The sequence below is a fragment of the Mesorhizobium sp. P2_E7 genome (genome assembly GCF_056403855.1).
Map to the genome: position 1 here is coordinate 504,472 of NZ_JBFUER010000001.1, position 13,119 is coordinate 517,590.

Sequence of the window (13,119 nt, forward strand, 5' to 3'; positions counted from 1 at the left end):
GTTTGCGGAATCAGCATCGCAGGTCTGCTTGTGTCACACCGCAGCGGCTGCAGCGGCCAGTCCGCGCAGAATATCGGCTTTGAGGTCCTCGACGTCCTCGAGTCCGATCTGCAGGCGCAGCAGCGGGCCGTCATAGGGGCCCTTGGCGACGGTGCGATCACCGAGGAAGACCGGCACGGCAAGGCTCTCATAGCCACCCCAGGAGTAGCCGAGGCCGAAGATCTTCAGCGCATCGAGGAAGGCGTGCTGCTGTTTCTGGCCGCCGCCCTTGAGCACAATGGAAAAGATGCCGCTCGAGCCGCAAAAATCGCGCTTCCACAGCGCGTGGTCGGGGTGGCTGGGAAGCGCGGGATGCAGCACGCGCGCCACGCCAGGCTGGCTCTCCAGCCAGCTGGCAATGGCAAGCGCGCTCTTTTGATGATGATCGAGCCGCACGCCCATGGTGCGCAAGCCGCGCAGCACCTGGTAGACGACATCGGGGCCGGCGCAGCAGCCCATTGTGTAGAACGTCTCGCAAAGCTGTTTCCAGCACTCGGCATTGGCCGACACCGTGCCCAAAAGCACGTCGGAATGGCCGGCGGGATATTTCGTCGCCGCATGGATCGAGATGTCGACGCCGTGGTCGAGCGGGCGGAAATAGAGCGGCGTCGCCCAGGTGTTGTCCATCATGACGATGGCGCCGGCCGCGTGCGCCGCCTTGGCGATGGCCGGGACATCCTGCACCTCGAAGGTGTTGGAGGCCGGCGATTCCGTGAACACGACCTTGGTGTTGGGCCTGATCAGCTTGGCGATGCCGGCGCCGGCATGCGGATCGTAATATTCGACCTCGACACCCAGCCGCTTCAGCATTGTATCGGCGAAATTGCGGGTCGGATGATAGACGGAATCGACGATCAAAATGTGATCGCCTGCCGAGAGAAACGCCAGCAGCGGGATCGTTACCGCCGCCAGGCCCGAGGGCACAATTATCGTGCCTGCCGAGCCTTCCAGCGCGTCGATCGCATGCGCCAGCGCGTCGGTGGTCGGCGTGCCGCGCGTGCCGTAGGTGTATTTCTGGCTGCGCGCCGCCATCGTCGCCGCATTGGGATAGAGCACGGTCGAGGCATGCACGATCGGCGGATTGACGAAGCCGAAATAGTCGTGCGGATCGTTGCCCGAATGGGCAAGCCGCGTGTTGATGCCCAGTTCGGTGCCGTCTGTAGCCATGGTTCGCCGCCTGTCAAAGGATGTCAGGAGATCAGCCATAAAGCGGCGGCAAAGCCCGCGCAACAGCCGTGGATCCGCCAAGCGGTAGGGTTTACATGGGCCAATCCATCGGTTCGGGACTTCCAGCAAAGCATAGCTGTAGTGACGGCGGAGTCTGCCGGGAGCTATGGACTTGTGCGGCTGCTTCTTTGACTGATTTGTTTGCACGGGTTGCCGATTTCCTGGTGCTCTTGTGCGCATTTCAGGCATTCGCGGCAATTGGTTTTCAAAGCTGTCGTGAATCGGTCATTTCCCTTGACCTCACAGGAATAATCGCCTTCGATGCAGTTCGTGAATGGGAGGGGCCGGGCGTCGGTTACGACGCGGGGTTCCGGAATGCACCGGATGGGAGCCGGGTTCACGCGGAAAAAAGATCAGGATTTGCCTGAGGATCAGGGTTTACCTGAAAACAGAAAAGGGTCTGTGGGTTATGAAACACATTGCAATTGGCATTCTCGGCGCCGCTGCGCTTGGATGGATGGCTTCGTCTGCGTCGGCGACCACGCTCGATGACGTCAAGGCGAAGGGCTTCATCCAGTGCGGTGTCTCGACTGGTCTGGCCGGGTTCTCGGCGCCTGACGACAAGGGCGACTGGAAAGGCATCGATGCTGATTTCTGCCGCGCTGTCGCGGCTGCCGTCTTCGGTGACGGCACCAAGGTCAAGTTCACCCCGCTTAGCGCCAAGGAGCGCTTCACTGCGCTGCAGTCGGGCGAAATCGATATCCTGTCGCGCAACACCACCTGGACCATCAATCGCGATACCGCGCTCGGCCTGAACTTCATCGGCGTCACCTACTATGACGGCCAGGGCTTCATGATCAACGCCAAGAAGCTGCCGGGCGTCAATTCGGCGCTGCAGCTTTCGGGTGCGGCGGTCTGCGTGCAGAGCGGCACCACGACCGAGCTCAACCTCGCCGACTACTTCAAGGCGAACAAGATGGAGTACAATCCGGTCGTCTTCGAAAAACTGGAAGAGGTCAACGCCGCCTATGACGCTGGCCGTTGCGACGTCTACACCACCGACCAGTCGGGTCTCTATGGCATCCGTCTGACGCTCAGCGCGCCGGCCGATCATGTCGTGCTGCCCGAAATCATCTCTAAGGAGCCGCTCGGCCCGGCCGTGCGCCAGGGTGACGACCAGTGGTACCACATCGTCAAGTGGACCTACTTCGCACTGCTGCAGGCCGAGGAACTGGGCATCACCCAGGCCAATGTCGACGAGATGAAGGCCTCTGACAGCCCTGAGATCAAGCGTGTGCTCGGTCAGGAAGCCGAAACCAAGATCGGCACCGATCTCGGCGTGAGCAATGACTGGGTCGTCAACATCGTCAAGGCCGTCGGCAATTATGGCGAAATGTTTGAACGCAACGTCGGTTCGGGCAGCCCGCTGAAGATCGCGCGCGGCATCAACGCGCTGTGGACGAAGGGCGGTCTGCAATACGCACCACCGATCCGCTGATCGAAATGTGATCCGGAAGGCAGATCGTCTGCCTTCCGGTTTCTCTTTCCAGGGGATAGCGCAATGGCGTCGCAGGAAGTTCTTCGCGAGGAACCGAGCCGGGGTTCTCTCATCAATGATCCAAAAGTCCGCGGGATTGTTTTCCAGGCGGTGGTGGTAATCCTGCTGGTTGGATCCGTTTGGTGGATCGTCCACAACGTTGTTGTAAATCTGCACCGTCTCCACATCACTTCCGGGTTCCAGTTTCTGAACGCCAGGGCCGGCTTCGATATCTCCGATACGCCGATTGCCTACACGTCGGACTCGACCTACGGACGCGCCCTCCTGGTTGGACTGCTCAACACAATCATCGTTGCCGTGGCCGGGGTGATCACAGCAACCATCATCGGCTTTGTCATCGGCATCGGCCGGCTATCGCAGAACTGGCTGATCCAGAAGATCTGCACGGTCTATGTCGAGATTTTCCGCAACATCCCGCCGCTGCTGGTTATCTTCTTCTGGTATTCAGGTGTGCTGGCCGTGCTGCCGGCGCCACGTGACAGCTACAACCTGCCGTTCGGCTCCTTCCTGAACCAGCGCGGCTTCTATTTTCCGCGCGCCGTATGGGCCGATGGCTCCTGGCTGATCTTCGTCGCTTTTCTCGTCGGCATCGCCATGGCATGGTTCGTCGCGCGCACGGCACGCCAGCGGCAGATGGCGACCGGTCAGCAATTCCCGGTGTTCTGGACCTCGATCGCGCTGATCGTCGGCTTGCCGCTACTGGCCTATGCGCTGAGCGGCTTTCCCCTGAGCTTTGATTTTCCAAAGCAGTCGACCTTCAATCTGACCGGCGGCTTTCAGGTCAAACCGGAGTTTCTGTCGCTCTATCTGGCATTGTCCTTCTACACCGCGGCCTTCATTGCCGAGATCGTGCGTGCCGGGATCAGGGGCGTGAACAGGGGCCAGACCGAGGCATCTGCCGCGCTTGGCTTGCGGCCGGGCTCGATTTTGCGACTGGTTGTCGTGCCTCAGGCCATGCGCATCGTCATCCCGCCGCTGACCAGCCAGTATCTGAATTTGACCAAGAATTCGTCGCTGGCCATCGCCATCGGCTATCCCGACCTGACGGCGACCGCCGGAACAGTGCTCAACCAGACTGGCCAGGCTGTGGAGGGCGTGCTGATCATGATGATCGCCTATCTTATACTGAGCCTCGTGACCTCTGCGGTCATGAACGTGGTCAACGCCAGAATGGCTCTGGTGGAAAGGTAAGACCATGCAGGAACACGACATGTCCTGGGTCCGCACCGAAATGGCGCTGGCGCAACCTGCGCCATCGAGCGTGCGCGGCCCGATGGCCTGGGTGCGCAAGAATCTGATCGGGTCGGTCGGCGACGCCATCTTGACCATCATCGGTCTGGCACTGGTGATCATGATCCTGCCGCAAGTCATCAACTGGGCGTTCATCAACGCTGTATGGACTGGGCCGGACCGTTCGGTCTGCGCGACGGTCGCGCAGGGCGGTATCCAGCCGGACGGCTGGACTGGCGCGTGCTGGGCCTTCGTCAATGCCAAGTTCGGCCAGTTCATGTTCGGCACCTATCCGATCGAGGAGCGCTGGCGGCCGATCCTGGTCGCCATCCTGTTCGTCGTGCTGCTTGTCCCGATGCTGATGCCGCGCGTGCCGCGCAAGGGGTTGAACGCCATCCTGCTGTTTCTGGCGCTTCCGGTTGTCGCCTTCTTCCTGTTGCTGGGCGGCGTGTTCGGCCTGCCGCATGTCGAGACCGCGCGCTGGGGTGGACTGCTGGTGACGCTCAGCCTCGCTTTCGTCGGCATCGCCGTGTCACTGCCCTTGGGTACGGTGCTGGCGCTCGGCCGGCGCTCGAAGATGCCGATCGTCAAAATGCTCTGCGTGATCTTCATCGAGGCGGTGCGTGGCATTCCTTTGATCACGGTGCTGTTCTTCGTCAGCGTCATGTTGCCGCTGTTCCTGCCGGCCGGCGTCACCTTCGACAAGTACCTGCGGGCGCTGATCGGCTTCTCGTTGTTTGCCGCCGCCTATATGGCGGAAGTGGTGCGCGGCGGTCTGCAGGCAATCCCGAAGGGCCAGTATGAGGGTGCCGATTCGCTTGGTCTCGGCTACTGGCAGAAGATGAATCTCATCGTGCTGCCGCAGGCGCTGAAGCTGGTCATTCCCGGCATCGTCAATACGTTCATCGGCATGTTGAAGGACACCAGCCTGGTCATCATCATCTCGATGTTTGACCTGCTTGGCGTCGTCAAACAGAACTTCTCGGATGCCACCTGGGCGACGCCACAGACCGCGCGCTCCGGGCTCATCTTCGCAGCTTTCATCTTCTGGATGCTCTGCTTCGGCATGTCGCGCTATTCGATGTACACGGAACGCCGGCTCGACACCGGCCACAAACGCTAAGAACAAAAAGGGGAACCTGCCATGGTCATAGAAAACGCCGTCAGCGCCGAAGAGATCAAGGTCGATGCCAAGAAGATGCACATCTCGACCACCGATGTCGCCATCGACATCATCGGCATGCACAAATGGTATGGCGAGTTCCACGTGCTGAAGGACATCAACCTCAAGGTGATGCGCGGCGAGCGGATCGTCATTTGCGGTCCTTCGGGCTCCGGCAAATCAACGATGATCCGCTGCATCAACCGGCTGGAAGAACACCAGAAGGGCAAGATCATCGTCGACGGCAAGGAACTGACCAACGATCTGAAAAAGATCGACGAGGTGCGCCGCGAGGTCGGCATGGTGTTCCAGCACTTCAACCTGTTCCCGCATCTGACTATCCTGGAGAACTGCACGCTGGCGCCGATCTGGGTGCGCAAGACACCGAAGAAACAGGCCGAGGAAATCGCCATGCATTTCCTCAAGCGCGTGAAAATCCCGGAACAGGCCAACAAATATCCGGGCCAGCTGTCGGGCGGTCAGCAGCAGCGCGTGGCGATCGCCCGCTCGCTGTGCATGAACCCTCGCATCATGCTGTTCGACGAGCCGACCTCGGCGCTCGATCCCGAAATGATCAAGGAAGTGCTGGAGACCATGGTGGGTCTGGCCGAGGAAGGCATGACCATGCTGTGCGTCACCCACGAAATGGGCTTTGCCCGCAAGGTCGCCAACCGGGTGATCTTCATGGATCAGGGCCAGATCGTGGAACAGAACACGCCGGCCGAGTTCTTCGACCATCCGCGCCACGAGCGCACCAAGCTCTTCCTGTCTCAGATCCTGCACTGAAGCATTTTCATGCAAACCGGAAGAGCCCGGCCGCAATGCGGCCAGGCTCTTTTGTGTTTCCGCCGCCAGTGCGTACCCGCCGCCAGTTCACGACTCGAAAACTGCAAGGCGGTGCCGTAGACGGACCAACCGATGCGCATATTGCTCGCTGAAGACAATCGCGAATTGTCGACGTGGCTTGCTCGCCTGCTGCGGCGCGACAACTATGTGATCGATTGCGTCTTTCGCGGCGATGATGCCGATGCGGCACTTGCCAGCCAGGACTACGCCTTGGTGATCCTCGATCTGGCTTTGCCGCATCTTGACGGCATCGAAGTGCTGCGGCGGCTGCGTGGCCGCGGCAGCACGACTCCGGTCATCATTCTCACCGCCAATGACGCTGTATCGAGCCGGGTTCGAGGCCTCGATAGTGGCGCCGACGACTACCTGGTCAAACCGTTCAACGTCGATGAATTCGAAGCGCGCGTCCGTGCGCAGCTCAGGCGTGGGCGGGTGAATTTCGATCCAATGGTGCGCTTCGGCAGGCTCGCCTTCGACACACAAGGGCGAACCTTCGTGCTCGGTGAAACACCACTTCATCTGACGGCCAGGGAACACGCCGTACTTGAAACGCTGATTATGCGCGCCGGACGGCCGGTGCAGAAGACCGTGTTGGCCGAGAACACCTTCGGCTTCGACGACGAGACGAACCCGAACGCCTTGGAAATTTGCATCCACCGCGTCAGGAAGAAGCTCGAGGGCAGCGGCATGGCCATCACCACGCTTCGCGGTCTCGGCTACGCCCTCAGAATCGACGATGGCCAATAGACGATGGCCAACAGAAGCCTCCAGCGTGAACTGCTCGGCTGGCTGGTAGTGCCGCTGACGGCGGTCGTCTCGTTCAACGTGTGGACGACTTACAAAAACGCGGAGGAGACTGCCAATCTGATCACCGATCGAACTCTTCTGGCATCGGCTCGGGTGATCGCGGAAAACATTCGCGAAAACGACGGTGTGCTGGAAGCGCCGATCCCCCCCGCGGCGCTGGAAATGTTCGCCTCCGATCAGCCCGACCGCGTCGTCTATCGCGTGACGACACCACGTGGCCAGGTCATTGCCGGCTATCCCGATGTCATCGCACCGCCTGGTCAACCCGTCGATCTCAATCCGGTCTATTTCGAAACGACGTTTCGCGAGCAGCCTGTCCACGCGGTTGCGATTGCTCAGCCCATCGTCAGCAAGCAGAACCCGGGCAATGCAATGGTGGCGGTCGGTCAAACGCTGAGGGGGCACGACAAGCTGATGACCAGCCTATGGCTCAAGGCGCTGCGTGACCAGGTGCTGCTCGTCGCGGCTGCTGGCCTGCTCGGCGTTTTCGGGCTGCGCCGTGGCCTGGCGCCGATCCTGCGGCTTCGCAACGATGTGATGGAGCGCGATCCGACGGAGCTGAAACCTTTCGCCGCCGCCGCCGTCCAGAGCGAATTACGGCCGCTTGTCGAGGCGCTGAACGAGGCCTTCGACCGCATCCAGCGCCAGATAGCCACGCAGAGGCGGTTCGTCGCCAACGCCGCGCACCAGTTACGGACGCCGCTGGCGCTGTTGAAGACGCAGGTCAGCGTCGGCCTGCGCGAACACGATATCGCCACCAAGGATGAAGTTCTGGCCGCGGTCGACATGTCGGTCGATGGCATGGCGAGGCTGTCCAACCAACTGCTGTCGCTCGCCCGCGCCGAACAGGGCAGTGTTTCGCTGATGAAATCCGACGTCGATTTCGGCGCCGTGGCCAGGGATGCCCTCGAGGGGCTGGCGCAGGCGGCACTGTCGCGCAACATCGATCTCGGCTTCGAGTCCGAGGAAGATGGCCTCGTCGTGTGGGGGCATCCGACTTTGCTTCGCGAACTGGTCGTCAACCTGGTCGACAACGCCCTGCGCTACACACCGCAAGGCGGTTCGGTCACAGCAAGGATTGGCCACGAGGCGGGCTGGATCGTGCTGCAGGTGGAAGACACTGGACCGGGCATTCCTGACGGGGACCGGGAAAAGGTCTTCGAGCGCTTTTTCCGTGGCTCCGAGGCCGGTAGCGAAGGCACCGGTCTCGGTCTTGCCATCGTGCGCGAGATCGTCTCCTCGCACGACGGCCAGATCGAACTCGCCAATCGCCGGCCGCCGCCTGGATTGAGCGCGCAAGTCAGGCTGCCGGCCCACCCGCCAGCCCGGACTTGATTCAGCCCTGAACTCGACGCAGCCTTACTGCGTCTCGTGCAGGGGCTGCGGTCGCCACTTCGCCAGCCGGTCCTCGACCAGCGTCATCAGATATTCAGCGCCGAGCGCCACCACCATGACGATGACGATGGCCGCATACATGCCGGCGGCGTCGAAGGACCCTTTGGCGATGTTGATCAGCAGGCCGATGCCGTAGCGCGAGCCGACGAACTCGCCGACGATGGCGCCGATGATGGCAAAGCCGAAGCTGACATGCAGGCTGGCGAAGATCCAGCTCATCGCCGACGGTACGATCACCGAGCGGGTCAATTGCCAATTGGAAGCACCGAGGATGCGGGCATTGGCGATCATCGCCCGGTCGGCTTCGCGCACACCCTGGAAGGCGTTGTGGAAGACGACGAAGAAGACCATGACGAAGGCCAGCGCCACTTTCGAAGCCAGGCCAAGACCAAGGATCATGATGAAGATCGGCGCCAGCACCACACGAGGAATGGAATTGATCACCTTGATATAGATGGAAAAGATGTCGGCGGCCATGCGGTTACGGCCAAGCGCGACGCCTATGATGATGCCAGCGACCGACCCGGTCACGAAGCCGATAGTGGCTTCCTCCATGGTCACGTAGAGATGGTACCAGAGCGGTCCTTCGGACGTGCCCTCGGTTGTCCATTCGTAGAGCCTTTCGGCGATCGTGCTCGGCATCGCGTAGAAGAACGGATCAATCCAGGCGAGGCGGGCGGCGATCTCCCACAAGGCGAGGAAGACGACGAGGATGGCGATCCGCCAGAAGATCACCGTGCGGCGCCGCTGCTTCGCAGCCTTGGCGGCGGCGGCCTCGATTTCAGCGTCTGAGGTTCCCGGCCTGAAGCTTCCGGTGCTGATGTCGATGGCAGCATCAGTCATGATGTTCTCCTCAGGCCGCGGCGCGTGCATAGCTGGTCTCGACCTCTTCCTTGAGGTCGGCCCAGATCGTGCGCGAATAATCGACGAAGCTCTGCTCGTAGCGGATATCGGCGACGACGCGCGGCCGCGGCAGATCGATGGTGTAGACCGACTTTACCGTCGCCGGACCGGCGGTCAGCACGTAGACCTTGTCGGCCAACGCGATCGCCTCCTCCAGATCGTGGGTGACGAAGACAACGGAGGCCTTGGCCTCGGACCAGAGGCGCAGCAGCTCTTCATGCATGAGCACGCGCGTCTGCACGTCGAGCGCGGAGAACGGCTCGTCCATGAGAAGAATCTCGGGGCCGTTGATGAAGGTCTGGGCGAGCGCCACGCGCTTGCGCATGCCGCCCGAAAGCTGGTGCGGATAGTGCTGCTCGAACCGCGACAGGCCGACGCGCGAAAGCCAGTCGTGCGCCGCGGCCATGGCTGCCGACTTCGCCTTGCCGCGAAACAGCGGACCCGCCATGACGTTCTCGATCACCGTGCGCCAGGGAAACAGCGCGTCGCTCTGGAACACGAATCCAATGCGCGGGTCTATTCCCTTGACGGGGGCGCCCATGACGCGAACCTCGCCGGCGCTTGGGCTTGCCAGCCCGGTGATCAGGTTGAGAGTCGTGGACTTTCCGCAACCTGTTGGGCCGACGACAGCGACGAACTCGCCACGCTCGACCGTCATGGTGAAGTCACGCAGCGCCGTCAGCGATTTGCCGGTCGGGGAGAGGAAGCGGCGGCTAACATTGGTCAGCTCAATCGCCGGGACAGTTTTTTCGACAGCCATGGCCAAACACACTCCAAGGTCGAGCGACCGCCTGCATCCAGGCGTCGCCAGACGTGAAAAACGGACGGTGCCGGCGCGATCCAGTCGCGCCGGCATGGGTCGGCTACTTGGCGTTTTTGACGAATTCCGAGGTGTAGGTCTTGGAGAGGTCGATCTGCTTGCCCTGCAGTTCCTTCTTGAAGGCTGAAAGAACCGCCAGCACCGTCTCCGGGCCGCCTTCGGGCATTATCCCGTCGGCAGTGAACATTGCCTTGCCTGCGTCCAGCGCCTTCACATAGCCGTCCTTGTCGCCGACATAGTAGTCCTTCGGCATCTTGTCGGCGATTTCAGCACCGCTATGGGTGTTGATGAACTTCAGTGTCTTGACGAAGGCATTCGCCAGTTTCTGCACGGTCTCCTTGTGAGCGTCGACCCAGTCCGTCTGCATATAGAGGGAGGCCGCTGGGTAGGTGCCGCCAAGCGCGGCCTTGGTGCCTTCAATGGTGCGCATATCGACAAGAACGGCAGCTTCGCCGGTCTTCAGAAGCCGAGTGATTGTCGGTTCGGTGGTCATGCCTGCCTGGATCTTGTCCTGCTGCATGGCGGCGATGAAGGTATTGCCGGCGCCGACCGGAACCGAGGTGAACTCGCCGAGCTTCAGCCCGTTCTTGACGGCAAGATATTCCGTCAGGAAGTTTGTCGAGGAGCCCAGACCGGTTACGCCCAGGCTCATGCCCTTGAAGTCGGCAGGTGACTTGATCTCTGGATGCTTGGTCGAGACAAGCTCGACTTCGCCGGGCGCCTGGCTGAACTGGACGACGGATTCGACGAATTTACCTTTCGCCTGCAAATCGATGCTGTGGTCATAGAAACCGACTACCCCTTGCACGGCCCCGGCAAGCATCTCATTCTCCGCATCGACGCCCGCCGGCTCGTTCAGCAGCTCGACATCGAGACCTTCGTCCTTGAAGTAGCCGAGAGCTTCCGCCAGCTTGGCGGGCAGGTAGATTTGCTTTTCGTAGCCGCCCACCATGATCGAGATCTTTTCATCGGCGTGAGCCGACGGCGCTGACAGGGCCATGGTGGCGACGAGTGCGATTGTAGCGGCTGATTCAAGCAGTGTGCGCGTAAGCGACATGGCCTCTTCCCTTCGTTCGTTTCCCTCGTCCTCTCTTCTCTCGCTGCTTTGCAGTGATGCGGGGACGCCTGCCAATGTCTATGGCAGCAACCTTTCACCAACCTTTCAAGCGGCATCGACGCGATCAGGTGGACGATACGACCGATATCCGCCGTCCGACACGTGCTATGAGGGCATTCGATTGGTGGCGATTAGGTTCATGAAAAAGTTTGGGCGCGTTCTCAGTATCATCGTGCTGGCGGCGATGCTTGCAGTAGCACTGGGCACGTTGGTGCCGCGGCCACTGTGGCGGGTGGCCAAAGCAAGTACCGTCACCACGCGCCATATTCTGGTGCTGAAGAACCCGATCCACACCGACATCGCCATTCCGGTCGACGATGCCGTGCGCCAGCGCTTTCATTTCCTGGTCGATGCCGGCATCCCTGCCGACGCTCCCGAGGTGCGCTACATCGTCTTCGGCTGGGGCGGCCGTGCTTTCTATCTGGAGACGCCGACCTGGTCCGAGCTGAAAGCGGTGCCGGTGCTCAAGGCGCTGACGCTGGACGCCTCGGTCATGCATGTCGATATCGCCGGGAACATCGCCGAGCCGGATCCCGCCGTCACCGGCTTCGACATCGATGAGCAGCGTTTTGCAGCACTGCTCGATTACATCGATGCGAGTTTCCAGCAGGGGCCGAACGGTCCGGTTGTCATCGAGAATGCCGCCTATTCCCGCTTCGACCGCTTCTTCGAGGCGAACGGCCATTTCAACGCGCTGGTCGGCTGCAACACCTGGACGGCTTCAGGCCTGCGCACCGCCGGTCTGCGCACCGGCTGGTGGAACCCGCTACCGGCCTCGCTCGGCCTGTCGATGCGGCTGTATAACTAGCTGAAAACGGCATCCCGGCGCCGTTCAGCGCCGGATAACTTTCTGCGCCTCCCATCCGTAAAGCCAGTCGAGATCGGCGGCGAGCTTTTCGGGTGGGCGCATGGACAGGAACAGGTTGCGGGCGACAGCCACCGGGCCGGCAGCGTGCCAGGCAAGGCGGTTGACGGCGCCGCGGCGTGCGGCCTTGGCGACACGCGGCCGCCGCAGGTTTTCCCAGATTTGAAGACTTCCGGCCTGATCGGCTGGGAAATCGGCGATGACGCCAGCCAGGGTCACGGCGTCCTCGATTGCCATGGCTGCACCTTGCGCCGCAAACGGCGTCATCGCGTGCGCGGCGTCGCCGATCAGGGCGATGCCTTGCGGGCTCGTCCACCGCTGTTGCACAACCGTATGGATCGGAAAGGCTGTCCACTGGCCGGCCAGCGCCACAAGCTTCGCCAGGCCGGGCGCAGTGCTGCGGGTGGCGCCGACGAGGATGGTTGGGTCGGCATGGCCCGACCAGCCTTCGGCAATACGCTCGCCCTTGGTGAAGGCGGCGAGATTGAAGTCGCGGCCCTTGCTGACGGGATAGGCGACCATGTGGAAGCCGGGATGCAGGAACGTGGTGACGCAGTCGACGGCGCCGATAGCGGCAAAGGCTTCGCCGGCGGCGCTCTCGGCTGCGATCGTTGCCCGCCAGGCGAGTTCGCCCGAGAAGCGGCTTTTGCCGAAGCCTGCGAGCTGCGCCCGAACCGACGACCAGACGCCGTCCGCGCCGACCAGGAGCTGGCCGCTTGCCTCCATCGCGCGGCCATCCGCTTCGGCGGTCACGGCAACATCTTGCGGGTTGATGGCGATGCCGGACACGCGTGCGCCGGTGATGAGCTCAATCCCCGGCCGTTCGGCCATTTGCGCCAGCAGGGCCGCCTGCAGGTCGGCGCGGTGGGCGACGAGATAGGGCGCCTGCCAGCGCGCTTCGGCGGCTTGCCTCAGCGGCACCCGGGCCAGTTCGCGCAGCGTCGCCGCATCCTTCAGCACCACCGCTTCCGGCCGCAAGGCCGCCGGCAGCAGCCGGTCGAGCACGCCGAGTTTTCGAAGGATGCGCGTTGCGTTGGGCGAAAGCTGGATGCCGGCGCCGGCCGCTTCGAGGCGCGACGCTTGTTCCAACAGCTTTACGGGATAGCCGCGTTCGGCGAAGGCAAGCGCCGCGGTCAGCCCGGCGATGCCAGCCCCGGCGATAATGACCTGCCGGGCCTGTGCGTCCTGCATCGGGCTTGTCGCGAAAGGC

Annotated in this window: 12 protein-coding genes; 7 read left to right on the top strand and 5 right to left on the bottom strand. The window is 62.0% G+C overall.

Features of this window, described 5'->3' with window-relative positions; translation table 11 throughout:
- Nucleotides 1–33: 33 nt before the first annotated feature.
- On the bottom strand, nt 34–1,206 hold the full coding sequence (locus AC1DYC_RS02595; RefSeq protein ID WP_477403717.1) for a cystathionine beta-lyase: 1,173 nt from the start codon (nt 1,204–1,206) through the stop codon (nt 34–36).
- Between the two features lie 469 nt (nt 1,207–1,675).
- Here AC1DYC_RS02595 and AC1DYC_RS02600 point away from each other — a divergent pair, with 469 nt between their 5' ends.
- From AC1DYC_RS02600 to AC1DYC_RS02625, 6 genes are all read left to right on the top strand, one after another.
- Entirely contained in the window at nt 1,676–2,704 is a 1,029-nt protein-coding gene (locus AC1DYC_RS02600; RefSeq protein WP_477403719.1) for an amino acid ABC transporter substrate-binding protein, read from the top strand.
- 63 nt (nt 2,705–2,767) lie between these two features.
- Nucleotides 2,768–3,955: an amino acid ABC transporter permease gene (locus tag AC1DYC_RS02605; protein ID WP_477403721.1), complete on the top strand. Its 1,188-nt coding sequence runs from the start codon at nt 2,768–2,770 to the stop codon at nt 3,953–3,955.
- A gap of 4 nt (nt 3,956–3,959) precedes the next feature.
- A complete protein-coding gene (locus AC1DYC_RS02610) occupies nt 3,960–5,117 on the top strand; it encodes an amino acid ABC transporter permease (RefSeq protein ID WP_477403723.1) in 1,158 nt (385 codons plus the stop codon).
- A 21-nt stretch (nt 5,118–5,138) separates the two neighbouring features.
- Nucleotides 5,139–5,942 carry an amino acid ABC transporter ATP-binding protein gene (locus AC1DYC_RS02615; RefSeq protein WP_023671483.1) on the top strand — a complete coding sequence of 268 codons (804 nt, stop codon included), beginning with the start codon at nt 5,139–5,141 and terminating at the stop codon, nt 5,940–5,942.
- A 132-nt stretch (nt 5,943–6,074) separates the two neighbouring features.
- Complete coding sequence (locus tag AC1DYC_RS02620) at nt 6,075–6,749, top strand: response regulator (RefSeq protein ID WP_477403725.1); 675 nt, start codon at nt 6,075–6,077, stop codon at nt 6,747–6,749.
- A 3-nt stretch (nt 6,750–6,752) separates the two neighbouring features.
- The gene (locus AC1DYC_RS02625; protein WP_477403727.1) at nt 6,753–8,144 is read left to right on the top strand and encodes a sensor histidine kinase; all 1,392 of its coding nucleotides are present in this window, start codon (nt 6,753–6,755) and stop codon (nt 8,142–8,144) included.
- Between the two features lie 24 nt (nt 8,145–8,168).
- On the opposite strand, the gene AC1DYC_RS02630 is transcribed toward AC1DYC_RS02625, so the two are convergent.
- From AC1DYC_RS02630 to AC1DYC_RS02640, 3 genes are all read right to left on the bottom strand, one after another.
- On the bottom strand, nt 8,169–9,047 hold the full coding sequence (locus tag AC1DYC_RS02630) for an ABC transporter permease (RefSeq protein WP_477403729.1): 879 nt from the start codon (nt 9,045–9,047) through the stop codon (nt 8,169–8,171).
- A 10-nt stretch (nt 9,048–9,057) separates the two neighbouring features.
- Entirely contained in the window at nt 9,058–9,867 is an 810-nt protein-coding gene (locus tag AC1DYC_RS02635) for an ABC transporter ATP-binding protein (protein ID WP_477403731.1), read from the bottom strand.
- Nucleotides 9,868–9,970: 103 nt separating this feature from the next.
- Nucleotides 9,971–10,927: an ABC transporter substrate-binding protein gene (locus AC1DYC_RS02640; RefSeq protein WP_477408135.1), complete on the bottom strand. Its 957-nt coding sequence runs from the start codon at nt 10,925–10,927 to the stop codon at nt 9,971–9,973.
- Between the two features lie 256 nt (nt 10,928–11,183).
- Between AC1DYC_RS02640 and AC1DYC_RS02645 the strand changes: the two genes are divergently transcribed.
- Complete coding sequence (locus AC1DYC_RS02645) at nt 11,184–11,852, top strand: TIGR02117 family protein (protein ID WP_477403733.1); 669 nt, start codon at nt 11,184–11,186, stop codon at nt 11,850–11,852.
- Nucleotides 11,853–11,876: 24 nt separating this feature from the next.
- Here AC1DYC_RS02645 and AC1DYC_RS02650 read toward each other — a convergent pair whose 3' ends face one another.
- Complete coding sequence (locus AC1DYC_RS02650) at nt 11,877–13,100, bottom strand: FAD-dependent monooxygenase (protein ID WP_477403735.1); 1,224 nt, start codon at nt 13,098–13,100, stop codon at nt 11,877–11,879.
- Between the last annotated feature and the right edge of the window lie 19 nt (nt 13,101–13,119).